Raw genomic sequence first — 25,929 nt, forward strand, 5'->3', positions numbered from 1 at the left:
TTATATATCATGTTGCTTTTAATGTTCGTTATTTTTGGAGGTTACTTATGTTTAAGTTAAAAGAATATAACACGGATGCTAAAACGGAGATTTTAGCTGGTATTACAACGTTTTTAACCATGATTTATATCGTCATTGTGAACCCAGTTATTTTGTCCAGCGCCGGCGTTCCTTTTGATCAAGTATTTACAGCTACTATTATTTCAGCAGTCGTAGCTACGCTATGGATGGCTCTTGCAGCTAACTATCCAATCGCTATTGCTCCCGGTATGGGAATGAACGCATACTTTGCTGCTTTAGTTGTTGGTTCAAATGGAAGTATCGACTATGCTACTGCTTTTTCAGCTGTATTCGTAGCGGGTATTATCTTTATCATCCTATCGTTAACATCGTTTCGTGAAAAATTAATTGAAGCTATTCCAAACAATTTAAAGCACGCGATCAGTGCTGGTATCGGTTTATTTATTGCTTTTATCGGGCTTCGTTCAGCCGGTATTATTGTTGCAAATAAATCAAATTTAATTGGACTTGGTGATTTGCAGTCTGAGAAAGTAGTTTTAACACTGATTGGACTTGCGATTACAATCATTTTATATACGCTAAATGTAAACGGCGCTTTATTCTTCGGTATGATTATTACCGGATTAATTGCTTTCTTTAGAGGACAGCTTTCATTTGATAAAGGTTTGTTTGCTTCCCCTCACCTTCCAGATGGCTTAATGATTTCAAATCCTTTTGCTGCTTTTGGAGATGTTATTCATCATGATTTGTACACAGTTGTTTTTTCTTTCTTACTTGTGACGATTTTTGATACAACAGGTACAATGGTAGGCGTAGCTCAACAGGCCGGTCTTATGAAAGGTAATAAGATGCCTCGCGTGCGTCAAGCATTGCTTGCTGACTCATTTGGTACAACGATTGGAGCTTTATTTGGTACAAGCCCAACAACCGCTTACGTTGAATCTTCATCTGGTGTAGCAGCAGGCGGACGTACAGGTCTAACGGGCGTGACGGTAGCCATTCTATTTATCGTGGCAGCGTTCTTTAGCCCGGTTGTAAGCTCGGTTTCTGGTGTAGCAGCTATTACTTCACCTGCATTAATTATTGTCGGAAGCTTGATGATGGGTGCTGTAGCTAAAATTAATTGGAACGACTTTGATGAAGCGTTCCCTGCCTTTTTAGTTGTTCTAGCGATGCCTCTTACATCAAGTATTGCAACAGGAATTGCGCTTGGCTTCATTTCTTATCCGTTAATGAAGCTGGTAAAAGGAAAAGGCAAACAAGTTCATCCGCTTGTGTATGTCTTTGCTGTTTTATTTCTCTATCAGCTCATCTTTTTACCGCATTAAAAAAGCTTGGAGATTTCTCTCCAAGCTTTTTTTTTATTGAAAGTGATTGTTATTTTCTTTTGTTTGATAAAGGTAATTTTCCACATAGATTTGTTCTGCATCAGAAGCATTCTTTATCCCTTCTTCTGGATTTAACTCGACACTTCTCTTTTTAGCTATATAATCCACTAGCGCCCCAAATCCTAAAAGACCGCCTATGATCCCAGCAAATACAATCCATATTGGCAATTGCTTCACGTCCCTTTTCTTTTAATTGTATCAGCTTCAACGCAACAGGTAAATATTAACATGTTTTCTTCACTTATAAATAAAGCGCTTTTTACCAAATATACGTAAAAAACGTCTTTGTATTTGGTATACTAAACTCACGGCATGTTCTACAGAGAAAGGGGCTTAATTGCATATGAACAAACAGCTTGGAACGTTAATGTTTGTTATTTTTATGGTATTTGTCGGCTTTGGAGTGATCATCCCCATCGTACCTGAAGTTATTCGTGCCACGGGTGCAAGCACGGTCAATTTAGGGATACTAATGGCTAGCTATTCGATCGCATCTTTTATTACCGCACCTTTTTGGGGGAAGCTTTCCGATATAAAAGGCCGCCGTCCCATCTTACTTTGGGGCTTACTTGGCTTTAGCGCAAGCTTTTTTCTTTTTTCGGTGGCAGAAAACTCTCTGACTCTGATGTATACGTCACGCATCATCGGAGGTTTGTTTGCAGGAGCTGTTATTCCTTGTGCTTTTGCATACGCTTCTGATAGTACAGATGAAGAAAACCGCACGAAAGCAATGGGACTGTTAGGGATGTCAATTGGCTTAGGCTTTATTTTTGGACCGGCATTAGGCGGTGTCCTTTCGTCTTTCGGCTTGTTTGTTCCCTTCGTTATCTCTGGTATCTTGTCACTGATTATGACAGCGTTCTCATTCTTTACGTTAAAAGAATCGTTACGAAAAGAACCTGCTGCCAAAATACAGACATCCAGATGGCATGACTTCACGTCAGATTTTCAAGGAGCTATGAAGTATTTATATGTTCTTTCATTTTTAGCTACTTTTACGCTCGCTGGTTTAGAAGCTACTTTTCAATTTTTTCAAATAGCGAAAATCAATGCTACTCCCACGACAATCGGATGGATGTTTATGGCGAGCGGTTTAACTCAAGCCCTGATTCAAGGCGGTGTACTGCAGCGATTTAAAAAAGGAAATGAAAAAAAACTGATGGCTATTGGCTTATTGGTTTCAGCAATAGGATTTACGTCTATTTTGTTATCTTCTAGTGCCGTTAATGCTACCTTATTTCTGTGCATATTTACAGCAGGAAATGCCCTTATTCGTCCTTGTGTCCTCTCATTAATTACGATGAGAACCAAAGTAGGATACGGCTCTGCTTCAGGGTTAACTGCCTCAATGGATAGCTTAGGGCGTATTTTTGGCCCTCTGCTTGGTGCATTTGCCTTTAAACTCAATATGACGCTGCCTTTTATTATCGGAGCAGTTGTCACTTTAGCTGCTTTACTGCTGATTCAGCGTCATACAGCTCTAGATTATTCTGAGCAAACACTATCATCATAGAGGCTGAAACAAAAGTATTTTAGCTGAAGGAAGATCCGAACGATGAATCGAGATTCTTGGTGGAGAATCCAACGCGTTCGGATTTTTTTATTGCTATGGTAAACGTAAGTTTCATGTATGTAGGTACTTCTAGCTGGTGATTGGAGGGCAAGGCGAAGACTCCTGCGGAAAGCGAAGCCTTGTAGGGAAATCAACAGCCGATTCCTACTAGCTCATGTAGCCAATTTGTTAGTCTTTGGATTAATCTAGCTATGTCTCAATCTCTTTTCATCGTTACTAACACAAGATTATCCGCAGCTGCAGTGTGTTTTATAATTGAAAACCGATGAGCTTCGTATAGCTTAATCGCAGGTGTATTTTTTTCGGCTGTGGAAACTATACACTCACATTCTGAATATCTTTGAAGTACATATGTTAAAAGACGGCTTCCGATTCCTTTTCGAAAGTAACGAGGACGCACAACAAGGCGGCAAATCGTTAATCGCTCATTTTCTTTTTCAAACGACAGCACGCCTGCTAGCTTACCTTCAATTATTTCTCCGATAAACACTTCCTTGCTTTTCATAACATCTTCTTTGCTTTCTGTAAGCTGAGGAATATCTGAAAAGCTAATGAGCCTTGCTTCTTCTTGATAAGCTTCTACTTGCACAGCTACTATTTGAAGAGCGATATCCACTCTTTGATGTTCGAGGATTTGAAGCATGAAAACCACTCCATTTCTTTCACAAATTTAGACAAATTCCATGTTTTCACTATATCCAAACACCTTCCTTGTACATATTGTATTATGTACCGAATTAGCCAGGAGGTGTTTATATGCATATCACTGCTGAAAGAATTAGAGAAGCAACAGAAGCACTTGCTTCTACTGAGCTTGAAACATTTATGTACCAAGAGCCAACTGCTCTTCACAGACGTTCTCGTCGTCGTTCTACTCGCCGTTCTACTCGCCGCACTACTCGCCGTTCTACTCGTCGCACTACTCGCCGCACTACTCGTCGCACTACTCGCCGTTCTACTCGTCGCACTACTCGCCGTTCTACTCGTCGTTCTACTCGTCGCACTACTCGCCGTTCTACTCGCTGCACTACTCGCCGTTCTACTCGCCGTTCTAGCCGTCGCCGCTGTCGCTGCGGTTCACCTTGCTGCTCATATCCATGGTTTAATAAATCATTTGGCTGCTGCTTTAAAGGGCATGGCTGCCGTCGCTAACTAACTCTAAAGCAAGCCGAGTCTAAAACATACGCGGCTTGCTTTTTTCAAGATTTTTATTTTACATAATCATTCGTTTTACTCTTCTTAAAAAAGAAAACAAAGTATAATTTACTCTTCTTAAAAAAGAAAACAAAGTATAATAGTGGGAAAGAATCTCTCTTAAAAGGAGGCCTACCCATGCACTTATCTTTTGATCATCTTGTTCATTTTTCACCTGATCCTATTAAAGCTCAGAAAGAACTAAACGAATACGGAATCAATGTTATTAAAGGCGGTACCCATGAAAAATGGGGCACTTTTAACACGTTGGCTTATTTTCACCTGAGCTATATTGAGTGGCTTGGGCTTACAGATATCGCATTAGCTCAAACAGTTACAGATAATGATCTTATTCAGCAGCTTGTTAACGAACATACGCCGTTTGGTCATTTTGGGCGATTTGCCCTTCGTACAGATGATACGGATTTGCTCATAACCGAGCTGAAAGACAAGGGCTACACTGTAAAAGGCCCTGTAGCGGGGTCTCGTCAAACTAATGATAAAGAAAGACTTCAATGGCAAATGTGTTTTATTGAAGATGACCATGATGTCCTCCCTTTTCCTTTCTTTATTGAGTGGGGTGAACCAGAAGAAAAACGCAAGCCAAAGCTAGCTGCTCTTTCTTCCCATCAAGCCGGTCAGCTGCAGCTAAAAAACATTTACTGTGCTGTACATAACCTTGAAGAATCCATCAGCAAATGGACAAAACTGCTGGACGTTCAGGCTGGCGAAAGCTACAAAGACTCTTTACTTGATGCACGTTGTCAAAAACTATATGTCAATAAAGGAAACCTTATTTTTTGCAGCGGAACACAAGGTGTTGTCCACGATACATTAAAAAAAGTTGGAGAGCGTCCATTTTTGGTTGAATTGGATCACGCTCTAACACCGCAACAAATTACCGTACAAGGAGCTTCTTTTAAATTCAACAAATAAACATCCGCGGGCGGATGTTTATTTCTGTGCTTCTTTTATAGCTTGATAAATGAAGTGAGGCAAAATCTCAAAGGAATACTGAACGTCTAATCTTTCGGTCCATTGATGCGCATCTCTTCCCAGCGGTCCAATGTTCAGCACCGGCATCTTCAGCTCCTCTAGCTCTTCTAGCGGGATATGATATCCTTTATTCCATAGAGGCATATTGGCTACTAACGTGTTAAATGTATGAAGCGGGTGCTGCAGGCTGGCATAGCTTAAATCCGAAATTCCACCAAAATAACTTTGTTCAACTAGCTCCACTTGGAATTGCTCTTTGGCAGCTGCCTGTACGTTTGACAAAATCTTTTGTACAAAGAGATCATCATGTGAACAAACGGCCGGGTAAAAAGGCGGCGTAAAAAATAAGACTATCATCGGAGCTGCTTCTTTACATAAACCAGCTAAAGAGTTTACTAATTTAATGGTTTTATTTCTGTCATCATCTTCTTGTGCCAAAAGTGCCGCTTCCATTTCTTGCACATATTTTTTACCGTGCTGTTTGACTGCATGAGTATAAAGTTCTTCATACGTCCATACGTTCACGTCAAGGGATGAACCCTCCATTCCCACAGCGTACTGCCGAGCAGCTTTATTATAATGTTTTTTTACATTCAAAGCCGCTTTGTCAGCCGATTTCAACAGCAGATCTGTTACTTCTTTAAGAGAGCGGTTTAACATAAATAAATTAAATAATACAACGGCAGAGTGCGGAACTTGAACGGAATACTCTTCTTTTAAATCTTTTTGTATCAGCACAGTAGGAGGTGGACTCGTTTCATCTCTTACTTTTTCGCAAAAATCAACGTTTAGTTCTATTTCTTTTGTTAAATAAGAAGCTAGTAAATTAGCATTCAAACCAGCTAGCGGTTCCCCTACATGAGTTTCTTTTCCATAACACAAAAAGCTTGGCATGATCTTGCCAATCGATCCTGAGTACACATAGTTCGTTTGATCACCAGGATAGCGGCTGAACACTGGTTCTGCATTTAGCATGAGAGAAAAATCCAGCTGATGTTTGCACGCAAGTTCTAAAAGAACAGGCACTGCTTTTCTCATTCCGAGCGAATTTACTTCTTCATCCGGTACCGACAGAAGCAGGATGTTTCCGTCAAACTCTCCGTTGCATGCTCGTTCAATCATACTGATATGCAGAGCAATACCTGCTTTCATGTCCATCGTTCCTCGGCCAAAAAGCCAGTCTCCTTTTATCATATCTTTTTGTACGTGCGCCGGAACTTGTTCCATATCATTATAAAAAGTACTCGTTAACGTATCAGCGTGAAAAGCATCCTTTTTCCACTGTCCATAATCTTGTACATCCACTACGTCGTAATGACTGACTAATACAACTGTTTTATTCGTATTTTTCCCTTCAACAAAAGCTGTGACAATCGATCGCCCGTCTCCTGTTGAATGAAGCTCAACTTGCTCGTTTTTTTGAAAGTAAGGCAGCTTCAATAAATACGACGCTATCGATTCAGCCATTTCCACTTCTGCCATCGTTCCTGTCACGCTAGGTATAGAAACCAATTCGCTTACAAGCTTCTTTAACTGTTCTTTTGTTTGATACAAAGATGTTTTGTTCGACATACCCTTCATCTCTTTCCTTTTTCTAAATTTTCCATCAAACAAAACGATTCGTCAATCCCTTTGACAGAGACCCTTTCATTCTATCCCTATGTATCATAGTATGCGCTTCCTTGACGCACATGATAAAAAAAGAGTGCGCGGCTAGGGCTAGCACCGCACACTCTTTTTTTTACTTTTCGTCATCTTCTAAAAAGTCTAGGATACGATCAATAAGCTGTTCGCTTCCTGCATCGTTTCCATGTTCAAGAGACATTTCCATTTCAATGCTCCTTTCATAAAATATTCTTGTTTTATAACATACCACAATTCATTTCGAATGTAACCTTTAATTTGTGTAAAAATTTCGACAATTTATGATTAATTTTGAAACCTAGTGAGTAATGATTATACCCACCAGATTCTTCAATTGTCAAAAAACATGCTTTCTATTTAAAAACACTTTAAAAATAGAGGCGCGAGCAGACTTCTATAAAAGACAGCCTACTCGCTCAAGCTTGGAACAGCATGATGAATAAATTTCTAGTTCATTTGCTTTTTGTACATCTTTAATATCTATGCCTACAGCATATGTACGAACATGGTTTTCGACCACAATTTCATAAAATGTTTCTAATTCACGATAAGCTACTTGATAATGCTTTCCTAATAATTTTACGGCTTCCTTTAATGCTTTCTCTCCTGTATGTGCTGCAACTGCTGTATGACTCATAAAACCCTCTCCTTTTAGAAAAATAAAAAAACTCATTTTGCTTTGATGCAAAATGAGTTTTTCACCCGTTTTATCACCCAAAGCACATGCTTTGCTGGTAGGAGCACCTTACATTCGTAGGTTGCTGTGGAGTCAAAGAGCCAGATCTCTCGTCCACTCGTGATAACTTTTTTAATTTAAAATTTATTTTATCAAACAATTCCATCCGCGTAAATAGAAAAATAAAAATATTTTAATTTTTTTGGTAATGGAATGAATTCAAAAAGTCAAAGCTTAGATTAGCAAAATAAGAAGCTGCTACAAGTAATGCCTCTTCATTTAATGAAAAAGAAGGATGGTGCCATTCATATTCTCCAGCCGTACCCATCCATACAAAAAATCCTGGTACACGCTGCTGATATACGGCAAAATCTTCTCCTCCAGGCGATTGTTCAGCTTCTACGACTTGATAACTAAGATTCTCTGCAGCGTTAATAACCAATTTTTCCAGCGTATCATCATTGTTTACTACAGGAAGATACGGATACCATTTAACGTCTACTGAAGCCCCGAAAGCTGCTCCAATCCCTTCAGCAGATCGTTTCATAAGAGCCGGTATTTTTTCTCTCGCTTCTTCTTGAAAGGTACGCACCGTTCCTTCAAGCGTTACTTTGTCAGGAATGACGTTCCACGAGCTCCCTCCGTGGATTTGAGTTATGCTGACAACAACATTTTGAAATGGGCTGAGATTACGGCTGACAATGGTTTGTAAACTAGTAACAATTTGACCAGCAACAGCAATCGGATCTACTGTTTTTTCTGGAATACCTGCGTGACCGCCTACTCCTTTGACGTCAATTTCAAAACGATCAACGCTTGCCATTAAAGGTCCCGATTTGACACCAATGGTTCCTACAGGAAGATTCGGTTTGTTATGCATCCCAAATATCGCTTCTACTCCTTCGAGCACACCTTTTTCAACGAGCATTTTTGCCCCAGAAGCCGTTTCTTCGGCCGGTTGAAAGATAAATCGAACCGTACCGCAAAGCTCCTGCTGACGCTCTTTGAGAAGAATGGCTGCTCCGATTATAGAAGCCGTATGAAAATCATGGCCGCATGCGTGCATAACACCGTTCACTTCAGAAGCAAATGGCAGATTGGTTTTTTCTTCAATTGGCAGCGCATCAATATCAGCTCGAATAGCGATAGTAGGTCCCGGCTTTCCTCCCACAATTTCCGCTACTGCTCCCACGTCTAAATGGAATGCATCCGCTATAGAAATATCGTAGTGCTTTAACCACTTTTTAATACGTTTAGTTGTTTCATATTCTTTCATTGAAAGCTCTGGAAACCGGTGCAGCTCACGGCGTATGTCTATTAGCGTATTTAGTAGTAATTGATCTGTCATATTTATCACTCTTTCACATTTCTTAATTTAGACCACTTCTCTATCTTTTACGACAAAGAGTGTACCTCATTGAATTTTTTATAAAGAAATACGGTCGTATAGCTTTCTGCAAGGTGCTTTTCTTTAGCTTGAACATATCCTTTTCGTTCATACATCTCAACTAACCAAGGATGTTCTTTTGCTGTTCCTAAAGACACACCTGGCGATTTAAACGTATTTTTTATTACCTCTTCCTCTACTAGATGAAGCAGCTTAGATCCAACGCCTTTCCTGGCAAACGACGGGTCCACTGCAAACCACCAAAAATGCGGAACAGCAAACGGACCTGGATGTTCTCCCCAAGGCATTCGTATAGATATAGTGGCAGCGATTCTTTTATCTTCTTCGTATACATAGCAAAGGTTTTGAGAAATATTTTTCTTAACGAGGGCAAGATCAGCAGTAGCTGCTAAGAAAGGAATGCCTAGCTCTCGAATAGGCTTATATGCTTGTAGAGTTAAGTTCAATAAGTTATCCGCGTCGTCATTTGTTGCCAAACGGAATTCATTTTTCATCTCTTTGTCTCCTTATATAGTACTTAAATATTTTATTTAACTTATAAGTTTACTAAGAATTAAAAAAGGCAGACTGCCGCCTTGCGTACTCACTATACAACTGCTTTGATAACGTGTCAATTCTATTTATCGTTTTCTATAAAAGATATAAATAAAACAAATACACGCAGAAAACTGCGCGTATTACGTACATATCAAGATAGACTTCAGGACTCACTTACCGTAGCTTTTAAATTAGCTGCCAACATCACAAGTTCTTCTATAGATGCTAACTCCTCTTGTGAAGCCGCAGCTACTTCTTCAGCGTAAGCAGCTGCTTGTTTAGCAACCTCCGAAAGGGCCATGACAGACTCCATTACCTTAAACGAATACCCATCAATCTCTCCTGTTGCCTTTGTCATTTTGTTCATTTGTTCTTGAGCGGCAAAGACATCTTCCATAATTGTGGAAAACTGTTGCGTTACATCTTCGACAGTGGCAATACCAAGCGTGACTTCTTCCGTATTCACTTCCATGTTTCGATAAGCCCGCTTTGCCTGTACTTCAATTTCTTTTAACAAATGACTGATTTGTATAGCGGACGTTTTAGATTCTTCCGCTAGCTTACGTACTTCCCCTGCCACTACAGCAAAACCTCTTCCATGTTCTCCAGCCCTTGCAGCTTCAATAGCAGCATTAAGTGCAAGAAGATTTGTTTGTTCAGCAATTCTTGTAATCGTATTAATAATGCGGCCAATCTCTGCGGAACGATCTTCGAGTCCCTTTACTTCACTGGTCGATATCTTAACGGTTTCATAGATTTTATTCATTTGATTCGTCACATCTTTCACCACAACATTTCCGGTAGAAGTATGTTCAGAGGCTCTGTTCATCGATTGTTGTACCTTTGAAGAATGATCAGTCATTTTCTGAAGCAGCTTGGCCATATCCACCATAGCCTGCTCGGTTTCAACCACACTTAGCAACTGCTTATCAGAACCCGCAGCAATTTCTTGAATAGACATCGTAACTTCTGTCACAGCTGTTTTTGTTTCCTCCATGCTTACAAGCAATTGCTCTGAGGAATGACTGACCGTGCTCTTTGTTTTACTTATTTTCTGACGCAGTATTCTCATGTGAGTCATCATTTCATTAAATGAAGATATGAGTGTACTAATCTCATTTTTCCCTTTCAAAGGAACAACATCTACAGATAAATCGCCGTTTGAAATCCCTTTCATTGTTTTTGACAAATTTTCAACCGCAATTATGTAGCGACGTATGATAAAATAGAACACGGTAGTTGTAAAAGAAACAAACAGAAATGTAATCACTAGCGTAATCGAAGCTGCTTGCTCTTGTTTCACAATAAGATAATAATTGGTTACTTCAATTACAGTAGATGTTATGGCCATCATGGCTGCAATCATACATAGCATTTTCATGCGTAAACTTTGAAAAGCTTTTTTCATTTTTTCATCCCCTATACAATCTAAAGACATAGAATGTCTAATCTATATTAGTAGTATCGGCATATTTTTATATTTTTTTGTAAAAACTAAAGAAGAATTGAAACAATTATTATTGGCGCTTTTCCACTAAATATTGGAATACATATCTTCCTGCAAGGCGCTGCAACAGCAGTTGATAACTGTCTGATTATTCTTTCATTTGACCAAACTCTACCTTTGCTTATAAAATGAAGATTTGTAGAAAGGAGTACGAAAAATTTTATGTATACGTATCAAACAGGCAATCAAACAATTGACTACAAAATTGAAGTCGTTCCAAATAGAACCGATATCACGGTGCAAATTTGTGACAAAGAAGGGGTAAAAGTTATTATCCCAAGAGGTCTTAATGAAAACAATGTGCGTTCAATCATCGCACGCAAAGCAACATGGATTTTAAAACAACTAAACGGTTCACAACCAGCTGAGGAAAAGCCAGCTGCTCCAAAGAAAGAAGCAGTAAAAAAAGAAACAGCTAAAAAAGAGGCTCCTAAAGCAGCAGCTTCTGCAGCTAAAACTGGTTCTTTTGAAGAAGGAGACAAATTCCCTTACCTAGGGCGTCAATACCGCTTAAACATCGTTCGTGGAGATGTAGCAAAGGCTGAAATGACATTCCGTGCAAAATTCATTGCTACAGTACCTGAAAGCTGGAACGAGCAGCAAACAAATGAAGGTATTGGACAACTATTAACAGAATGGTACCAAGGCCGCGCAGGTGAAAAATTCCAAGAAGCTTTGAAATCTGTTAAAAAAGCAGCTGACAATGCTCCTGAATCTGTTAAGTGGGACGAGTTAGGTGAAGAATACGCTACGACTCAAGATAATACAATTGTATTAAACTGGCGTTTGCTAACAGCTCCTCTTGCAACAATTGAATATGTCATTGCTTCTCAATTTACAAATGCAGATGAGTTATTCGAAGATGCAGCTGAACGCAAACAGTGGTTAAGCGATAACACCCTAAACGCATTTTAAGTTTATACATAAAAAAAGCACGCGGCGAACGCGTGCTTTTTTTATGACAATGAAGTATTATACCCACTCCCTCCCCTCAGAAATTCCACTCTACCAGGTCTTTGGACATGTCAAAGTTTCTACACCAATCGATATATTGTCTTTTAAAAGAAAGATATATATAATCAAGAAAATGTTTGATTTTGTTTAAATGTGGATACGTATACCTATAAGCAAGATGGCAAACACTTAAGGTAAGCAGTTTTGCTATAAAAGTTGTAAAAGAAAGGAAGTGCAGCTTATGAAAGGACAGAGCTTTTTTATTTTAGGACTTATATTTGCTCTTATCATTGCTGTTTTAGCTGTAATTAACAACGATCCTGTACAATTTAACTATGTATTTGGTTCACAAAAATGGCCTCTTATTTTAATCATCTTAACAACGGCTGTGTTTGGAGGAGTTGTTGCTGCTTCATTGAGCTTTGTGAAAATTGTTCAACTAAGAGGACAAGTGAAACAGAAAAACAAGCGAATTGCTGAACTGGAAGAAGAAATCAAGCAGCATAAGCCTGTTGAGCCTGTTGTGGAAGAAGAACCAAATCAACCAGCTACTCGAACTGAGCGCGCTCAGTTATAATAAAGAAAAGCCGTTATTTTCTAGAATAACGGCTTTTTTCATTTTTTGTTCCGCCAAGCATATTTTCGGGATACACGCATAAACAGATAGATATGGAAAACTTTAGTTCTGAATGGTACAATCAACACTGTTATATCTCTATGAAAAACCTAAATTGATAGTCTTACCGTTAAGAAGGTGTTCATCCATTATGATCAATAAAAAAATAAAGCGTGAAATTCTTACATACACAAGCGTCATCCTCGGCACCGTTTTGCTTTCTGTTGTCGTTCAGCACTATTGGTTTCAGCCCTACACTGTAAAAGGCGATTCTATGAAGCCTATTTTGCACGAAGGCAATCGAATTATTATTAACAAACACAGCGAGCTGGAGCGCTTTGATATTGTCGTGTTACAAGCTCCCTATAGCAGTGATTTTCTAGTAAAGCGGATTGTGGGCTTACCAGGAGAAACGGTCGAATACAAAGATGATGTTCTATATATAAATAACAAAGTCAAAAAAGAGCCGCATCTTCATAAATATTTATCCAAAGTGCCCGCTTACGAGCGATTTACTGAAAACTTTTCCACGTACGAACTGTCTCCAGACGGCACGATACCGGATGGATACGTATTAGTGCTAGGTGACAACAGACGCATAAGCCGGGACGGAAGACATTTTGGCCTCACTCCCATTTCTTCAATCATGGGAGAAGTCAACATGAAATACTGGCCTTTAAAAGAAATGACTTTTATGCATTAACATATAAAAAGAAAGCTCAAAATTGAGCTTTCTTTTTATTTTGGATTTTCCTTATTTTCTACATGCTGTTCTTCTGCAAATTCTGTGTCATACGCTAGTTTTCGCTTAAAAGCCGGGCGCGTTCTCGCTGTATGCTTTGTTTCAATATGGTTGAATAAGTAGCGGTGAACAAAAACTTCAGCAAATGTAATAATAGCTGCAGAAATAATACTTCCCCAAGCAATTTGAACGTAACTGTCTAATAACAATGTGCCAAAAATCCATACGCTCATATACGTTAGAACAAATTCAACAATAATGGCATCACGATTTCCCACTCGAGGCAGTACAATTCGATCCACTACTAGATATGTCACAACTGTCGTTAACAAGCTAAAAGAAATAATGTCTCCGATGGTTGCATCAAAAAACAAATCAAGGCCTATACCAAACGCAATAAGTGCCGCTGCAAATTTAATGAGCAATAATGTTGCATGATTCATATTTGAACCCTCCTTTTTCTATATTAATTTGAACAAAAATAGGGAAATTAATACCTTTTTTGCCAAGAAGGGTATAATATAAGCAAAGCCAGTACGTTTGAGACAGCTCGAGCGTACAACAATGATTTGGGAGATGTTGTAATGATTGTACTAGAAAATAGCGAAATGAAAGTCAGCGTTGAAGAAAAAGGAGCGGAAGTTGTAGAAGTATTTCATAAAGAAAAAGGCCTGCAGTTTATGTGGAGCGGAGACCCCGCTTATTGGGGACGAGTATCGCCCGTATTGTTTCCAATCGTAGGCCGATTAAAAAATGATCAGTATACCGTTGATCAGCGCGAATACTCTTTGCCTCAGCACGGTTTTTTACGTGATTCTACTTTCACCGTGATTGAGCAAACAAACGAAACAGCACGGCTGAAATTTGCCACAAACGGCCGGTTTAAAGACGTATATCCATTTGAATGTTCAGTTGAAATTAGCTACCGTCTGGAAAACAATCGATTAACGTTTCAGTGGAAAGTAGTAAATGCAGATAAAGAGGATATGTATTTTTCAATTGGAGCCCACCCTGCTTTTCGTATTCCGCTACGTGAAAACGAGCAGATTTCTGATTACTTTTTAGAAATAGAGCCTTCTGAAACTACGCCGAAGGAATTTGTATTAAAAGACGCTCTTATTCATGAAAAAGGGGCTGCAGAAAACTTGCACAAGCTGCCGCTAAGCGCAGATTTATTTGCAAATGACGCGTTAATTTTTAGCCATATTGACGGAATTACAATTAAATCACCGGTTAATGAAAATCAAATTAACGTTCAGTTTAATGATTTCCCTTATGTCGGTATTTGGTCAAAGTATGATGCAGAAAATCATACAATCGCTCCTTTTCTTTGCATCGAACCTTGGTTTGGAATTGCAGATACGCATGACCACAACGGAAATTTCAAAGAAAAATTAGGCATCAACCGTTTATCAAAAGACGGTGTATTTCAAACAGAATTCTCTGTTTCCTTTAGCTAATGCAACAGAGAACATAACAAAATCAATCCAACCTTGAGACGAACAAATGGGGTCAATGATCTGGACTGCGTTCACCATAACAATGAAAAGCTCCGAACGATTACTCGTTCGGAGCTTTCTTCAGCTAAACTACTTTTGTCTCTGCGTCTTTTTATATTAATTATTTACAACATCGCTATTTTTTAGCGCATGTACTTGCTCTATTAGCTTCTGAACGTATTCTTCGCTGAGTACACCTGTTGCTCCTCGAATAATTTCAGTCGAATAGTGATCCGGAGGTGCGACTTCTTTTTCTTTATTTAACACAAAAAAAGTAAGAACATGATCCACCATCTTACCTTCATGCTCGACAGAAATAATAGCAGGACGATAGCCGTTATTATCTACCCCTTCTCTGCCATACAAATACGTAATTGCTTCGGGCGGCACGCGGTACAGTTTGCCTTCAACAACTCCGCCTTCTTCAACCATGTCTGCACGTCCTCCGTCATGAATAACGTGGTTATACCGAAGCGTATAGCCTTTAAAAACAGCTCTGCCAAGACAGTCTTGGAAATGCTGATCAACGCCGTGCTTAATAAAACGATCGTTATCCATACATGAACCGTAAGCAAAATACAGCATGCCTTCTAATAAATCTTCTTTCCATACGCGCCAGTTTCCGCCTGGGATAAATTCTTGCAGCAGAGAACGGTCTCTTGCTACATATACAACGGCTTCAAATTCACCTTGGTCCGTTTCAACCGTTTGCACAACTTTATCATATTCATTGTCTTTATGACCTTCGTGAATGTACCCTTCTAATTCATCAAGCGCCTTCCACATAAGCTGATCGGTCACTTCATATACTTCTCCGTATACAATGTGTTCACTGTCGATATCAAGCATCGGATAGCCTTGCTTAGTATCATATAATTTTCCTTTCGTTTTTGCCTGCTTGGCAATTGAGCGCGCATGATGCAGCAACCCGTGATTACCTTCTCCTTCAAGAAGCGTTCCGTATACGAATAAATAATTGCACATACTCCTTATTCCCCCTCTTTCTCTTCATAAAGCTCTAGCGGTAACCCGTCCGGATCAGCAAAAAATGTGAATTTTTTTCCCGTTAGTTCATCTACCCTAATAGGTTCCACATCAATCCCTTGCTGCTCTAGTTCACGCTTGGAATCCTCTACGCTTTCAACCGCAAAAGCTAAATGGCGTAAGCCGCACGCTTCAGGTCTTGAAGGACGCTGTGGCGGATTTGGAAACGAGAACAACTCAATTTGATAGCCAGGAGCTACTTCTAAATCTAGCTTATATGAATCTCTTTCTTTTCTATATGTTTCTTCTATAATCTTGCATCCTAACACATTTACATAAAAAGCTTTTGAACGTTCATAATTACTTCCTATAATGGCTACGTGGTGCATTCGTTTTAAATTCATTTCATTCTCCCATAAAAACCCTTTTCTAATCATCCTACACAAAATGCCGGCAAACATCAAATAATTACGTTATCACCTTTGACTAGAGTGATAAAAGTCACGGACATAGTGTCTCATAACAAGTAATATAACAACGAGGTGAATAACATGATTTCGTTAACATTTAAAGCCAGAATTGACCGAACTCAAAATTTAGATTCGTTAAAAGAAGAAGCTGCTATTATGCACCGTATTGCTGATCAGCTATCTCCAATGAGCTCTGAGTTCATAGAATATACTGAACGTATTCAATATGTGTATGAACGCATGCACATTATCGTACGTCATCCTACTAAAAAACTCGCTTAATGTAAGCGAGTTTTTTTTATAAAATCTTTGTCAAACTACCTTATTTTGAGATATACTGAATGCTAATAAAAAAATGAAACTTTTTGATCTTACGCGCGTATACTTAATTACGATAGGATAAAAGATAAATAGTTGCGTAGATAAAAACCATCACGTGATGGTTGACATAGTTAAAGGAGGTGGTATTCTGATGGGGTTGCGACATACAAAATTGGCGAACTTGCAGAGATGGCACATGTAACGAAGCGCACGGTTGACTATTATACTAACATTGGGTTGTTAAAAGCAGAACGCTCTGCTTCTAACTATCGCTTTTATAACGAAGAAGCGCTGAAACGTCTTTACTTAATTGAAAAATTAAAAAGCGAAGGCCGTTCTCTTGAAGAGATTTCTTCTCTCTTTTCTGTAGAGCAATCCGAGAATAGCCACTACAAAGACGAATTAGCATCCAAATTTTACGTACTAAACGACAGTTTAAAAGAAGTTGCACCGCTTATGGAAAAGCTGAATGAAGAAGACCGAAAAGTAATGATGAATCGGCTCTCACCAGAAAGCGTCACTCTTTTGCACTCTTTACTGCTGCTGCTGTCGTAAATTTATTATTTACAGGAGGTGTTTACTTACTTTATAGCACTATAAAGTAAGTATATTCATTGATAACCATTAACTTAATTATTTTTGCGATTTTAATTGTACTCACTGCTTTTTTCGTTGCTTCAGAGTTTGCAATTGTGAAGCTTCGTAGTTCACGGGTAGATCAACTTGTTGCTGAAGGCAAAAAAGGAGCGAATGCGGTTAAAACCGTAACGACACACTTAGATGAGTATTTATCTGCGTGTCAGCTTGGTATTACGATTACTGCTTTAGGACTCGGTTGGTTAGGAGAACCGACTGTTGCGAAGATTTTGGAACCTCTGTTTGAAGAACTGGGTGTTGCTGCATCTTTAACACATATTCTTTCATTCATTATCGCATTTGCGCTTGTAACGTTTGTTCACGTAGTCGTTGGTGAATTAGCGCCAAAAACATTTGCGATTCAAAAAGCTGAAACAGTTACGTTATTGTTTGCTCGTCCGTTAATTTTATTCTATAAAATCATGTTCCCTTTCATTTGGTTACTAAATGGTTCTGCCCGTTTGTTAACTGGCATGTTTGGATTAAAGCCAGCTTCAGAGCATGAACTTGCGCACAGTGAAGAAGAGCTGCGCATTATTTTATCAGAAAGTTTTAAAGGCGGGGAAATTAACCAGTCTGAATATAAGTACGTGAACAACATTTTTGAATTCGATAACCGTGTTGCTCGTGAAATCATGGTACCAAGAACAGAAATTTCAGCTGTTTCTGAAGATGACAGCATTGAAGATTTCTTAAAGCTTGCTGTAGAAGACCGCTACACCCGTTACCCTGTTACCGTTGATGGAGACAAAGATAACATTATCGGCTTAGTCAACGTCAAAGAGATTCTAAACGATGTCGTAATTAACGATGCGTTAAAAAAGCAAAGCGTGAAGCTTTATATGAATCCTATTATTCAAGTAATTGAAACCGTAGCGATTCAAGACCTACTGCGCTCGATGCAGAAGAAACGTACGCATATGGCCGTGTTGATTGACGAGTACGGCGGTACGGCTGGTATCGTTACCGTTGAAGATATTTTAGAAGAAATCGTTGGAGAAATTCGAGATGAGTTTGATACAGATGAAAAGCCGCTTGTTCAAAAAATCAGCGATCAGCACTTTGTCTTTAACTCAAAAGTACTGCTTGAAGAAGTCAACGAAGTGCTTCATATCGAAATTGAAAACGATGATATCGATACAATCGGCGGCTGGATGCTGATGCAAAATATCGATATTCAAGAAGGCGAATCGTTCAAACTTTTTGGATACGAGTTTATTGCAAAAGAAATGGACGGTCACCAAATGAAAGAAGTGGAAGTACGTGCCCTTCCTGAGGAAGAACGCGTGCAGCCTGAAAGCCATTCACCAGAACAAGAAGTTACACAAGCATAATAGAAAGAGCCGCTTCTTCATGAAGCGGCTCTTTTTTTATGATTGTTTACTCTTAATCATGCAGCAGCTTATACACAACGTTCTCTTCTGCGTCTTCCCCAGTCTTTTCCTTCGCTTGGTCCATCGTGCCGACAAACTCCAGCTTTCCTTCCTTTAAGACGGCAAACCGATCACACACGCCTAAAATTTCATTCAAATCATGGGTGATATAGATAATCGTCTTTCCTTTTGCCGCCAGCTGTTTAATATAACGAATGATCTCAAGCTTGGACTGCAAATCAATTCCGACTGTCGGCTCGTCCATTAACAAAACGGACGGTTCATGAATAAGTGAAACGGCTATATTCAGCTTTCTCTTCATGCCTCCTGATAAATTTTTCACTTTATCCTTCCATCTTCCTTCGAGCTGTACAGCTGAGCAAAGAGACTGAAGCTGTTCATTCGACAAAGAGCGTGAAGTCATTTTGCTCCACATTTTCATGTTTTCTTTTACGCTAAGCTCTTCCCACAGCGCTATGTCTTGTGGAACGTAGCCAATGACTTCTCGTATCGCTTTTTGATTTTTCTTAAGCGATAAGCCTCCAATCGTGACATTCCCGCTTGAAGGAGCCGTAATGGTAGACAAAATAGACAGAAGCGTTGACTTACCAGCGCCGTTTGGTCCTAAAAGACCAATGACTTCTCCACTTTCTACGGTCAGCGTAACATTTGCTAACGATTGTTTTTTTCCGTATGTTTTGCTAACATTGTTAATTTCAATCATTTAATGCTCCTCACATTCCACACTATTTTAAACGTGCACAAACATATGCATCCAATGGAAACAGCTATCTCTTTCCAAATGAACGCAAGCGGCAGTGTATGCTGATACAGAAGCAGATGCTGCGGAAGCCACTGACTTATTCTTTCAATCGTTGCAGAAAGCTCTCCTACCGGGAAAAAGCTCCCTCCTATTATGCTGAGTCCTGTGACCGTGACGACGCTGATCATATAATAAGAGCCAACTCGCTGACTTTCACTTGCAAGCCATGTGCTAAAAGCAACGCACACAATCACATAGATGCACATATACAGCAGCACACCGTAAGACTCTGCTCCATACAGCCATTTAAATAGAGCAAAACTGATGAGAGCTTGAAGCACGTATAGCACAGCATAAGCGGCGCTGACGCTTCGAATATAACCATAAAGTCCTTTTTGCATCGTCTTCATTCGTTTAAAAAGATGACTCCGTTCTTTAATCATCCAATCTGATGTAATGCAGCAAAGTAAAAGCGTAAAAAATCCCCATAGCGGCACGTATCCGGTCATTTGAACGCTCCCTTGCTTCTTATGCTTCTTCGTTCCTTGCGCCTCGTAATCAATTGTCATCAGCGGCTTTGGTTTCCACTGGTTATCGGTATAGTGATACGCTTCTTTCCATAAATCCGGTCCTGCATGAATGTTATAGACTTTATATAAAAAACGCACTTCATTTGCGGCTTTAACATTTGTCGTTAACCGTGTCACTTCACTGGCCACGACTTCTCGAACCGCTTCTGTCGCAACGGAAGAAGGCAGCGTAAGCAAATCAATGACTCCTTGATAATTCCCCGCTTCTACTTCTTGCTGAAATCCGTTAGGAAACACAAAAATGCTGTCAATTTTATTTTTTGCCAGCTGCTTTCTCGCTTGTTCTTCATTCATAGAAAGAAACTGAATTTCTGTTGTTTTCCGCAGTCGATCCAGCACTTGTTTAGACATGTTGCTGTGGTCTTGATCGACAAGAGCAACGGGTATTTTTGAATCACTTTGTACTTTTGCTAAAAATGAGCTGCTGATGACCGTTCCTATTAAAGGTAAAAAGAAGATCATGACAATAAGCATAGGACGCTTCAGCAGCTGCTTTATTTTTTCACTGATCATTTTCTCCACCGCCTTTGCAAAGTCATCACGTAGCCAACAGCAAGAACAAAACTTCCTGCTGCCGTAATGAGAATAGGCTTAAGGTAAAGAAAAGCTTCGTTTGTGTTATATCCATCAAATTCATAAAATAACAGCTCCAAGACGCGGGTGTTGAGTGACCATTTCTGAAAACCACTCGCCCAGTCTGGTAAATAGACGACCGGCACAACATGTCCGCTTAAAATCGCACTCAGCAAAATAAACAGCATGCCGGTTAGTTGATAAGCTTTTTGTGATAAAAAAAGAACCCGAAGAAGTAAAAACAAACATAAAAAAGCAAACAAACTTCCGCTTATCCCTAGAAAAAGCTCTCCGTACGTACCGGTTACAGGCAGTTTCAGTCCTTTAATGAGGCTTCCAAACAAAACGACAGATACCGGTAGCAAAAGAACAAACAGAGCCGTCAGCTGCGCTAAATAAATGCGAAGAAACGATACACCTCTTGTTTTCATTCGATCCAGCACGGGAGAAGTCTGCGTTTCACTAGCAAGCAGCCATCCGCCGTAGCTCCAAATCATAAGCAGCAAAGCAGCAAAAGACAGCACATAATATTGCTTCATATCCTGCTGAAAGAAACTCGTTTCTACTTGTTCATCAAATAAACTTCCTCTATCTAATACATGAAGCCCAAACGTTACTAAGCTCTTCTTAAATTCTGCGCGTCTCTTTTCATGGGAAACATTTTCTTTTTCTAAAAAGGCATCAACCGTATTAATACCGCTTTGAGCAGCTGACGTGTAGTCGGCTGCACTTTCCATCACGTAGCGAAACAGCTGTGACTGAAGCGGCTTATTGTTGTTTCCAATGACGTGTAAAGGCTGATTTTTCCCATGAGCAATATCATGACTAAAACCTTTTGGCAGCGTTACAATGGCTGCCACTTTATTTTGCTGCAGCAGCTGTTTAGCTTTCTCTTCATTCGTGTAAAGCGGCTTCATGATCTTGCGAAGCTTACCTTCAGTCAGCTGTTCGATGACGTACTTCGTTTGTGCCGTATCATCTTTATCCACAATGGCCACGGGGAACCGATTTACCTTCTCCTCACCTTGCATGGTCTGACTAATAATGATCCCTGCTCCAAATAAAAACAGAGCAGGGATCATTATTAGCAGTATGAGAGATTTTATATTTTTCAATAGAGCTTTACATGTAAAAAGAGTCAAAGAGAAATATATCTTCATCTGCTTTGCACCTTTTAGTAACCAGCGGTTCCCATATTCATCATGAGACCTTGAACATTTTTAGCGAAATTTTCTTGAATCGACAGCATATCTTCAGGCGTTACATCTTTTACGTTTGTCGCATTAGATGCGTCAAGCTCTGGAATAGAGGCTGATTTTTTTAATTGAGAAGCAGAGTCAATTTTTAACGTAACGTTTGCAGGATCTGCTTTTGGTCCTATTTTTGTACGAATATCAAACGAATAATCTGCTTTTCCTTTTGAAGCACTTATTGCTTGATTCTGCTTTACTTCTCCGTTTACTACTAGATCTTCTTGATCACCTAAGTCTAAAGAGAAAGTACGGTCAGCCGTCTGTTTTGCATCGGTTTTACCGTTGATTACTGAATTCATTTTAAACGTCATATTCGTGTCTTCATCTTTTGAATCTTTTGTTAACAAATGAATAGACATGTTTTCTTTTCTCTTTTCACTTTCCGTTGTTACGTCATTTTTCATATCAAACGTAAATGCATCATCGGTAGTGCTATCGGTTAGGACTGCTTTGAACTGCTTAGCCGTTTTGTTATCTTCATACGGAATATTTTTAGTTACGACGTTAAGTTTTCCTTTATCGTTAGAAGCATTTTTTACGCCCATGTTCATATCGCGAGCTACAACAACATCGTCTTGAACGTACACGGTTGATTTAACACCGCCAGGATACGTGATATCTTTTGCATCTTTTTGGAAGTCTTGAAGACTTTCTTTTACTGATTTTTTCAATTCTTTTGGATCTGCCATATCTTTTAATTCTGGATTTGTCGCTGCTGAAGATTTAAACAGCTTAGACACGTGATTTGCATAGATAGTATGAAGCTTGTCATCTTTTGCTACCTTTGCAATAAGCTTATCCATAAATTGTTTTGTTTCTTTGTCAGACATGTTAAGCGTCACGCTTGTTAACTGAAGCGTTTTGCCATTTGTTTTATAATCCACATTTTTTTCTTTTGTAAAATAATCGCTGTCTAGCTGATCATAAATGAACGTTCCGTACTCTTTTGCAATGTAGGTTTTTTCTTTTTCCGTTAACTTTAAGTCTTCTAAACTTACGTTGCTCGTGTTAATATCAAGCGTTTCAGGACCTGAATACGAAGGATCGAACTTACGCGCTACCTGTCCATATTCGTCTAAGTTTAAATAGAAATATTCATTTGCTAGAATCGGGGCTTTAAAGCCTATTCTTTCTTTCGTTTGAAAACCTTCTAGGTCAAGCGCTTTTGAACCGCCGATATTAAGAGCCAGTGAACCGTATGCTTCACTTTTTTTCGGATCTTGTTCCGCTTTAATTTTAATTTCAGCTTTACTGATAAGATCTTGAATCATTTTAAAGCTTGGATCATACGAAAGTGAATCCATGTTAAAGCCGCCTTTGACAGTAGCATTTGTGGTAGAAGGCTGCTTCATCGCTTTTTCCTGATAAGCCATCGTTTCACTGTACTTCGTTTCTAATTCATCTGCTGCTTTTTGATACGTATTTACTTCAGAAATTAAATATAACTGCTTAGGAGATTTTTTAAATACCGTAGCAAATGTAATTACTCCTCCAATAATCACAATTAAAGCTGCCAAAATGATAATCCATTTAGCTGGCGCTTTTTTGGGAGCGGGCGCTGTTTCTAGCGAAGCCGCTGTTTCGTCTGTTGTTCTGTTTTGATCTTTCTCACTCATCTACACCAGAACCTCCTATGTATTTTGTTAGTCACTTTGTACATGATAAGGAATGGTTTCCATAAATTCTACTACTTCGACAAAATAAGACAATAATTAGTCCGATAAACCGATGTCTTTCGGTGCAATATCGTGTGCAAAGTACTCTACTTAAGTACCCAATATATTGAAAATAAAACCAATTATTCAAAACTATCTCAATAACTATTAAAATACGTAAATGACTTATCCTCTTGTATTTTTACAATATATTCCTATAATTAAGTATTTACACCTAAGAATTACAAAGCGCAGTTTTTTCTTCTTTCCTTTCATCACATACAGGTGATATCTATGTACGTCTTTATGAAAACATGATAAAAACATCAGCGTTTTGTTCTGTTTTGAAAGGGAAATAATAATAGTGAGAAAGCTTTTTTCTTGCCCGTGACATAAAAATCGAATAAAGTATTCCTAAATACATTTCACACAATTTAATTTGAGGATAGAAAAAGGAGGATATCATTTATGAATATACGCGTCACTCCTTCTGCAAAAGAAGCGTTGCAGAACGTGGAACAAAACCAAATGATTCAGCTTTCTTTTGATCGGGGAAGCTGCGATATTGTTAATACAATTTATGAAATGAAGATCATTTCAAAGCGCAGCCTTCAACCCTATGAAAAAGTTGTAACGGTTGAAGACTTAGAGTTTATTGTTGACGATGACATGGAAGAAGTGTACGACAATGAGCTGGTGATCGATCACGCAGCAGGTGCTTTTATCTTCAAAAATCACAACCAAATTTTTAATAATCGCGTAGGACTACGCTATATCAATTCATAGAAAAAAGCAGGGAGCTCCCTGCTTTTTTTCTTGCATATGTCTTTTATCGATTGACTTTCAACCGCTCTTGGATAAACAATAACACGTTCACAAGGCTATTTTCTTCATATACATTCACTTGCTGACGCTTAAATTCCCCTTGTTCATGGTAGTAAATAATATCTCCCGTTCCTTTGTCTTCATTCATATGTAAATGAAAACTAAGCGGCGTTGCCAAAATAGATCCGTCTTCATCTCGCTGAAGAATTTGACAAAGCGTTTGATTCCCTTGTTTTTCAGATAAAAAGTCATAGCCAAATTGACGTGCTAACTTCTCCACTTGTGCAGCAATAAGAGCTGTAATCTGTTGATTGTCTTTCATAAGCAGTATTTCTCCTTACTTCATCTCATTAGGGTTTTATTATTAGTATACTATACCTTAAACTTCTGGAGCTAACTACTTATCCTGTACAAATCATGACCACATGTCCATCCGGATCTTTTATCGTAAAAAACGAAAAATCATCAAAAGAAGTAATCGGAGAATCAATCGTATAGTCCATCCCTTTAACAAATTCATAGGCTTCTTTAATATCTTCCGTATGGAAATTAAAAATTGGATGGAGACTAGCCACTATTTGTTTTTCTGTTCCTTCTGGGCCAGCGTCCAGCGTTAACCCTGTTTCTCCATCAATTTTAAGGTTATAAACGGGGTTCTTCACCTCGCTCATCTTGTATTCTTGACTCAGTAGCTCGCTATACCATTTTACTGAAGACTTTAAATTGGATACGTGGATAAATACCGTATTCATTTTGTTGAAAACAGGACTTGGCATTTTTACCCTCCTTTTTGTTTTTCTATTCATTCTATACCATTATCCACGTATCACTTTATACCTGCTACTTCCTTAACTTTTGCTCATAGATACAGAAAAGCTTGCGAATACTATTCACAAGCTTTTTCTTCATAAAAAATATGTATGCTGTACAACTACAATCACAACCGCAATTAAAATCGAAGGCAGTAAATTGGCAACTTTAATTTTAATAATTTCTAATAAATTAATTCCAATTGCTAAAATTAACACGCCGCCTACTCCTGTGACTTCGGCAATGATACTATTCATTAAATCTTGCGGCACAACCGCATTAATTTGCGTAGCAAATAGCGCAATGATACCTTCGTACAGAAATACGGGCACCGCTGAGAAAATGACGCCTATTCCAAGCGTAGTCGTTAATAACAATGAGATAAACCCATCCATCACCGCTTTCGTAAACAATACGCTGTGATCGCCTCGTATTCCGCTGTCTAATGCCCCTACAATCGCCATCGCTCCAATAACAAAAATTAGCGTTCCTGTCACAAAGCCCTGTGACATACTAAATGTTTGCTTGTCGTTTTGCTGAGATTGAAATTTTCGTTCAATCATATTGCCTAAAAGGTTTAGCTTTTCATCTAAATCAATGAACTCACCAATAACCGCTCCAATGGCTAAGCTCAAAATTACAATTAAAAACTGATGACTTTTAAAGCCCATTTGCAAACCAAGCGTGATAACGGATAAACCCATCACTTGCATCACCGTCACGCTTACTTTTTCAGGAATGCGGTGAGCAAGCTTGCCCATTAATGTTCCGACAACAATTGCTAATCCATTGACTAATGCTCCTATAATAAACATGCTGTCACCTTTACTTTGAATAATGCCGTTTCTTTTTTCACTTGTTCTACTCCCTCTCTGCTGCGCACTAGCTGTATCAAACACCCTAAATTTTAACACAAAATTC

At 38.9% G+C, this 25,929-nt stretch carries 29 protein-coding genes and 1 riboswitch; of the genes, 12 read left to right on the top strand and 17 right to left on the bottom strand.

The genetic code is table 11. The features are described from left to right. Nucleotides 1–47 precede the first annotated feature (47 nt). Entirely contained in the window at nucleotides 48–1,349 is a 1,302-nt protein-coding gene (locus ACRPLQ_RS13305; RefSeq protein WP_013055916.1) for an NCS2 family permease, read from the top strand. A 33-nt stretch (nucleotides 1,350–1,382) separates the two neighbouring features. On the opposite strand, the gene ACRPLQ_RS13310 is transcribed toward ACRPLQ_RS13305, so the two are convergent. Then, the gene (locus ACRPLQ_RS13310) at nucleotides 1,383–1,577 is read right to left on the bottom strand and encodes a hypothetical protein (RefSeq protein ID WP_033578351.1); all 195 of its coding nucleotides are present in this window, start codon (nucleotides 1,575–1,577) and stop codon (nucleotides 1,383–1,385) included. 175 nt (nucleotides 1,578–1,752) lie between these two features. On the opposite strand from ACRPLQ_RS13310, the gene ACRPLQ_RS13315 reads away from it, so the two are divergent. Then, on the top strand, nucleotides 1,753–2,922 hold the full coding sequence (locus ACRPLQ_RS13315; RefSeq protein ID WP_033578350.1) for an MFS transporter: 1,170 nt from the start codon (nucleotides 1,753–1,755) through the stop codon (nucleotides 2,920–2,922). Between the two features lie 256 nt (nucleotides 2,923–3,178). On the opposite strand, the gene ACRPLQ_RS13320 is transcribed toward ACRPLQ_RS13315, so the two are convergent. Then, the gene (locus tag ACRPLQ_RS13320; RefSeq protein WP_432236045.1) at nucleotides 3,179–3,625 is read right to left on the bottom strand and encodes a GNAT family N-acetyltransferase; all 447 of its coding nucleotides are present in this window, start codon (nucleotides 3,623–3,625) and stop codon (nucleotides 3,179–3,181) included. Between the two features lie 113 nt (nucleotides 3,626–3,738). Between ACRPLQ_RS13320 and ACRPLQ_RS13325 the strand changes: the two genes are divergently transcribed. Both ACRPLQ_RS13325 and ACRPLQ_RS13330 read left to right on the top strand, forming a co-directional pair. Further along, on the top strand, nucleotides 3,739–4,134 hold the full coding sequence (locus ACRPLQ_RS13325) for a CotG/ExsB N-terminal domain-containing protein (RefSeq protein ID WP_432236046.1): 396 nt from the start codon (nucleotides 3,739–3,741) through the stop codon (nucleotides 4,132–4,134). Between the two features lie 180 nt (nucleotides 4,135–4,314). Then, nucleotides 4,315–5,112 carry a VOC family protein gene (locus ACRPLQ_RS13330; RefSeq protein ID WP_432236047.1) on the top strand — a complete coding sequence of 266 codons (798 nt, stop codon included), beginning with the start codon at nucleotides 4,315–4,317 and terminating at the stop codon, nucleotides 5,110–5,112. A gap of 18 nt (nucleotides 5,113–5,130) precedes the next feature. Here ACRPLQ_RS13330 and ACRPLQ_RS13335 read toward each other — a convergent pair whose 3' ends face one another. The 5 genes from ACRPLQ_RS13335 to ACRPLQ_RS13355 all read right to left on the bottom strand — a co-directional run bounded on the left by ACRPLQ_RS13335 (nucleotide 5,131) and on the right by ACRPLQ_RS13355 (nucleotide 10,845). After that, entirely contained in the window at nucleotides 5,131–6,744 is a 1,614-nt protein-coding gene (locus tag ACRPLQ_RS13335; protein ID WP_432236048.1) for a M20/M25/M40 family metallo-hydrolase, read from the bottom strand. Nucleotides 6,745–7,210: 466 nt separating this feature from the next. Beyond that, nucleotides 7,211–7,453, bottom strand: coding sequence for a hypothetical protein (locus tag ACRPLQ_RS13340; protein WP_028414204.1), 243 nt, complete (start codon nucleotides 7,451–7,453; stop codon nucleotides 7,211–7,213). 67 nt (nucleotides 7,454–7,520) lie between these two features. Further along, a riboswitch (SAM riboswitch) is annotated at nucleotides 7,521–7,622 on the bottom strand. Nucleotides 7,623–7,685: 63 nt separating this feature from the next. Next, complete coding sequence (locus ACRPLQ_RS13345) at nucleotides 7,686–8,840, bottom strand: amidohydrolase (RefSeq protein WP_165635648.1); 1,155 nt, start codon at nucleotides 8,838–8,840, stop codon at nucleotides 7,686–7,688. Between the two features lie 47 nt (nucleotides 8,841–8,887). Then, nucleotides 8,888–9,394 (bottom strand): GNAT family N-acetyltransferase, encoded by a 507-nt coding sequence (locus ACRPLQ_RS13350; RefSeq protein WP_165635647.1) that lies wholly within the window; start codon nucleotides 9,392–9,394, stop codon nucleotides 8,888–8,890. Between the two features lie 206 nt (nucleotides 9,395–9,600). Beyond that, on the bottom strand, nucleotides 9,601–10,845 hold the full coding sequence (locus ACRPLQ_RS13355; RefSeq protein WP_432236049.1) for a methyl-accepting chemotaxis protein: 1,245 nt from the start codon (nucleotides 10,843–10,845) through the stop codon (nucleotides 9,601–9,603). A gap of 261 nt (nucleotides 10,846–11,106) precedes the next feature. Here ACRPLQ_RS13355 and ACRPLQ_RS13360 point away from each other — a divergent pair, with 261 nt between their 5' ends. From ACRPLQ_RS13360 to lepB, 3 genes are all read left to right on the top strand, one after another. Next, nucleotides 11,107–11,859, top strand: coding sequence for a M48 family metallopeptidase (locus tag ACRPLQ_RS13360; protein WP_028414208.1), 753 nt, complete (start codon nucleotides 11,107–11,109; stop codon nucleotides 11,857–11,859). 280 nt (nucleotides 11,860–12,139) lie between these two features. Continuing rightward, complete coding sequence (locus ACRPLQ_RS13365; protein WP_014461129.1) at nucleotides 12,140–12,475, top strand: LapA family protein; 336 nt, start codon at nucleotides 12,140–12,142, stop codon at nucleotides 12,473–12,475. A 190-nt stretch (nucleotides 12,476–12,665) separates the two neighbouring features. Continuing rightward, complete coding sequence (gene lepB, locus ACRPLQ_RS13370; RefSeq protein WP_176344411.1) at nucleotides 12,666–13,217, top strand: signal peptidase I; 552 nt, start codon at nucleotides 12,666–12,668, stop codon at nucleotides 13,215–13,217. A 35-nt stretch (nucleotides 13,218–13,252) separates the two neighbouring features. Here the strand turns inward: lepB and ACRPLQ_RS13375 are convergent, their stop codons facing one another. After that, the gene (locus tag ACRPLQ_RS13375) at nucleotides 13,253–13,699 is read right to left on the bottom strand and encodes a YndM family protein (protein WP_016763336.1); all 447 of its coding nucleotides are present in this window, start codon (nucleotides 13,697–13,699) and stop codon (nucleotides 13,253–13,255) included. Nucleotides 13,700–13,840: 141 nt separating this feature from the next. On the opposite strand from ACRPLQ_RS13375, the gene ACRPLQ_RS13380 reads away from it, so the two are divergent. Then, complete coding sequence (locus ACRPLQ_RS13380) at nucleotides 13,841–14,716, top strand: aldose 1-epimerase family protein (RefSeq protein WP_367077395.1); 876 nt, start codon at nucleotides 13,841–13,843, stop codon at nucleotides 14,714–14,716. Between the two features lie 156 nt (nucleotides 14,717–14,872). On the opposite strand, the gene ACRPLQ_RS13385 is transcribed toward ACRPLQ_RS13380, so the two are convergent. After that, the gene (locus ACRPLQ_RS13385; RefSeq protein WP_140450289.1) at nucleotides 14,873–15,739 is read right to left on the bottom strand and encodes a gamma-glutamylcyclotransferase; all 867 of its coding nucleotides are present in this window, start codon (nucleotides 15,737–15,739) and stop codon (nucleotides 14,873–14,875) included. 5 nt (nucleotides 15,740–15,744) lie between these two features. Then, nucleotides 15,745–16,143: an SMU1112c/YaeR family gloxylase I-like metalloprotein gene (gloA2, locus tag ACRPLQ_RS13390; protein ID WP_014461134.1), complete on the bottom strand. Its 399-nt coding sequence runs from the start codon at nucleotides 16,141–16,143 to the stop codon at nucleotides 15,745–15,747. A gap of 147 nt (nucleotides 16,144–16,290) precedes the next feature. On the opposite strand from gloA2, the gene ACRPLQ_RS13395 reads away from it, so the two are divergent. From ACRPLQ_RS13395 to ACRPLQ_RS13405, 3 genes are all read left to right on the top strand, one after another. After that, nucleotides 16,291–16,491 (top strand): hypothetical protein, encoded by a 201-nt coding sequence (locus ACRPLQ_RS13395; protein WP_430158575.1) that lies wholly within the window; start codon nucleotides 16,291–16,293, stop codon nucleotides 16,489–16,491. 228 nt (nucleotides 16,492–16,719) lie between these two features. Then, nucleotides 16,720–17,085 (top strand): MerR family transcriptional regulator, encoded by a 366-nt coding sequence (locus tag ACRPLQ_RS13400; protein ID WP_376185069.1) that lies wholly within the window; start codon nucleotides 16,720–16,722, stop codon nucleotides 17,083–17,085. Nucleotides 17,086–17,144: 59 nt separating this feature from the next. Then, nucleotides 17,145–18,500, top strand: coding sequence for a hemolysin family protein (locus ACRPLQ_RS13405; RefSeq protein WP_033578338.1), 1,356 nt, complete (start codon nucleotides 17,145–17,147; stop codon nucleotides 18,498–18,500). A gap of 52 nt (nucleotides 18,501–18,552) precedes the next feature. Here ACRPLQ_RS13405 and ACRPLQ_RS13410 read toward each other — a convergent pair whose 3' ends face one another. Genes ACRPLQ_RS13410 through ACRPLQ_RS13425 form a run of 4 tightly spaced genes read right to left on the bottom strand, consistent with a single transcriptional unit; the run spans nucleotide 18,553 to nucleotide 23,334 of the window. Next, complete coding sequence (locus ACRPLQ_RS13410; RefSeq protein ID WP_182029583.1) at nucleotides 18,553–19,263, bottom strand: ABC transporter ATP-binding protein; 711 nt, start codon at nucleotides 19,261–19,263, stop codon at nucleotides 18,553–18,555. Next, nucleotides 19,260–20,405: an ABC transporter permease gene (locus ACRPLQ_RS13415; RefSeq protein WP_367078454.1), complete on the bottom strand. Its 1,146-nt coding sequence runs from the start codon at nucleotides 20,403–20,405 to the stop codon at nucleotides 19,260–19,262. Before ACRPLQ_RS13415 ends, ACRPLQ_RS13410 begins: the two co-directional genes overlap by 4 nt. Beyond that, entirely contained in the window at nucleotides 20,402–21,625 is a 1,224-nt protein-coding gene (locus ACRPLQ_RS13420) for an ABC transporter permease (protein ID WP_432236050.1), read from the bottom strand. Before ACRPLQ_RS13420 ends, ACRPLQ_RS13415 begins: the two co-directional genes overlap by 4 nt. 14 nt (nucleotides 21,626–21,639) lie before the next feature. Then, nucleotides 21,640–23,334 carry a DUF6583 family protein gene (locus ACRPLQ_RS13425; RefSeq protein ID WP_328170478.1) on the bottom strand — a complete coding sequence of 565 codons (1,695 nt, stop codon included), beginning with the start codon at nucleotides 23,332–23,334 and terminating at the stop codon, nucleotides 21,640–21,642. A gap of 507 nt (nucleotides 23,335–23,841) precedes the next feature. Here ACRPLQ_RS13425 and ACRPLQ_RS13430 point away from each other — a divergent pair. Continuing rightward, nucleotides 23,842–24,159 (top strand): iron-sulfur cluster biosynthesis family protein, encoded by a 318-nt coding sequence (locus tag ACRPLQ_RS13430; protein WP_028414219.1) that lies wholly within the window; start codon nucleotides 23,842–23,844, stop codon nucleotides 24,157–24,159. A gap of 43 nt (nucleotides 24,160–24,202) precedes the next feature. On the opposite strand, the gene ACRPLQ_RS13435 is transcribed toward ACRPLQ_RS13430, so the two are convergent. The 3 genes from ACRPLQ_RS13435 to ACRPLQ_RS13445 all read right to left on the bottom strand — a co-directional run bounded on the left by ACRPLQ_RS13435 (nucleotide 24,203) and on the right by ACRPLQ_RS13445 (nucleotide 25,823). After that, nucleotides 24,203–24,520: a hypothetical protein gene (locus ACRPLQ_RS13435; protein WP_013082157.1), complete on the bottom strand. Its 318-nt coding sequence runs from the start codon at nucleotides 24,518–24,520 to the stop codon at nucleotides 24,203–24,205. A gap of 79 nt (nucleotides 24,521–24,599) precedes the next feature. Further along, nucleotides 24,600–24,974: a VOC family protein gene (locus ACRPLQ_RS13440; RefSeq protein WP_165635639.1), complete on the bottom strand. Its 375-nt coding sequence runs from the start codon at nucleotides 24,972–24,974 to the stop codon at nucleotides 24,600–24,602. A 129-nt stretch (nucleotides 24,975–25,103) separates the two neighbouring features. Beyond that, the gene (locus tag ACRPLQ_RS13445; protein WP_033579488.1) at nucleotides 25,104–25,823 is read right to left on the bottom strand and encodes a DUF554 domain-containing protein; all 720 of its coding nucleotides are present in this window, start codon (nucleotides 25,821–25,823) and stop codon (nucleotides 25,104–25,106) included. Between the last annotated feature and the right edge of the window lie 106 nt (nucleotides 25,824–25,929).

Source organism: Priestia sp. TRN 1309, from assembly GCF_050846875.1.
GTDB classification, from domain to species: Bacteria; Bacillota; Bacilli; order Bacillales; family Bacillaceae_H; genus Priestia; species Priestia zanthoxyli.

Bases quoted from the DNA above. Each gene is read 5' to 3' on its own strand.
- ACRPLQ_RS13350 (WP_165635647.1), bottom strand. From the start codon at position 9,394: ATGAAAAATGAATTCCGTTTGGCAACAAATGACGACGCGGATAACTTA.
- ACRPLQ_RS13355 (WP_432236049.1), bottom strand. From the start codon at position 10,845: ATGAAAAAAGCTTTTCAAAGTTTACGCATGAAAATGCTATGTATGATT.
- ACRPLQ_RS13335 (WP_432236048.1), bottom strand. From the start codon at position 6,744: ATGTCGAACAAAACATCTTTGTATCAAACAAAAGAACAGTTAAAGAAG.
- ACRPLQ_RS13325 (WP_432236046.1), top strand. From the start codon at position 3,739: ATGCATATCACTGCTGAAAGAATTAGAGAAGCAACAGAAGCACTTGCT.
- gloA2 (WP_014461134.1), bottom strand. From the start codon at position 16,143: ATGAATTTAAAACGAATGCACCACGTAGCCATTATAGGAAGTAATTAT.
- ACRPLQ_RS13425 (WP_328170478.1), bottom strand. From the start codon at position 23,334: ATGAGTGAGAAAGATCAAAACAGAACAACAGACGAAACAGCGGCTTCG.
- ACRPLQ_RS13395 (WP_430158575.1), top strand. From the start codon at position 16,291: ATGATTTCGTTAACATTTAAAGCCAGAATTGACCGAACTCAAAATTTA.
- ACRPLQ_RS13340 (WP_028414204.1), bottom strand. From the start codon at position 7,453: ATGAGTCATACAGCAGTTGCAGCACATACAGGAGAGAAAGCATTAAAG.
- ACRPLQ_RS13430 (WP_028414219.1), top strand. From the start codon at position 23,842: ATGAATATACGCGTCACTCCTTCTGCAAAAGAAGCGTTGCAGAACGTG.
- ACRPLQ_RS13375 (WP_016763336.1), bottom strand. From the start codon at position 13,699: ATGAATCATGCAACATTATTGCTCATTAAATTTGCAGCGGCACTTATT.
- ACRPLQ_RS13445 (WP_033579488.1), bottom strand. From the start codon at position 25,823: ATGTTTATTATAGGAGCATTAGTCAATGGATTAGCAATTGTTGTCGGA.
- ACRPLQ_RS13385 (WP_140450289.1), bottom strand. From the start codon at position 15,739: ATGTGCAATTATTTATTCGTATACGGAACGCTTCTTGAAGGAGAAGGT.
- lepB (WP_176344411.1), top strand. From the start codon at position 12,666: ATGATCAATAAAAAAATAAAGCGTGAAATTCTTACATACACAAGCGTC.
- ACRPLQ_RS13435 (WP_013082157.1), bottom strand. From the start codon at position 24,520: ATGAAAGACAATCAACAGATTACAGCTCTTATTGCTGCACAAGTGGAG.
- ACRPLQ_RS13305 (WP_013055916.1), top strand. From the start codon at position 48: ATGTTTAAGTTAAAAGAATATAACACGGATGCTAAAACGGAGATTTTA.
- ACRPLQ_RS13410 (WP_182029583.1), bottom strand. From the start codon at position 19,263: ATGATTGAAATTAACAATGTTAGCAAAACATACGGAAAAAAACAATCG.
- ACRPLQ_RS13365 (WP_014461129.1), top strand. From the start codon at position 12,140: ATGAAAGGACAGAGCTTTTTTATTTTAGGACTTATATTTGCTCTTATC.
- ACRPLQ_RS13360 (WP_028414208.1), top strand. From the start codon at position 11,107: ATGTATACGTATCAAACAGGCAATCAAACAATTGACTACAAAATTGAA.
- ACRPLQ_RS13380 (WP_367077395.1), top strand. From the start codon at position 13,841: ATGATTGTACTAGAAAATAGCGAAATGAAAGTCAGCGTTGAAGAAAAA.
- ACRPLQ_RS13400 (WP_376185069.1), top strand. From the start codon at position 16,720: ATGGCACATGTAACGAAGCGCACGGTTGACTATTATACTAACATTGGG.
- ACRPLQ_RS13330 (WP_432236047.1), top strand. From the start codon at position 4,315: ATGCACTTATCTTTTGATCATCTTGTTCATTTTTCACCTGATCCTATT.
- ACRPLQ_RS13420 (WP_432236050.1), bottom strand. From the start codon at position 21,625: ATGAAGATATATTTCTCTTTGACTCTTTTTACATGTAAAGCTCTATTG.
- ACRPLQ_RS13440 (WP_165635639.1), bottom strand. From the start codon at position 24,974: ATGCCAAGTCCTGTTTTCAACAAAATGAATACGGTATTTATCCACGTA.
- ACRPLQ_RS13320 (WP_432236045.1), bottom strand. From the start codon at position 3,625: ATGCTTCAAATCCTCGAACATCAAAGAGTGGATATCGCTCTTCAAATA.
- ACRPLQ_RS13345 (WP_165635648.1), bottom strand. From the start codon at position 8,840: ATGACAGATCAATTACTACTAAATACGCTAATAGACATACGCCGTGAG.
- ACRPLQ_RS13315 (WP_033578350.1), top strand. From the start codon at position 1,753: ATGAACAAACAGCTTGGAACGTTAATGTTTGTTATTTTTATGGTATTT.
- ACRPLQ_RS13415 (WP_367078454.1), bottom strand. From the start codon at position 20,405: ATGATCAGTGAAAAAATAAAGCAGCTGCTGAAGCGTCCTATGCTTATT.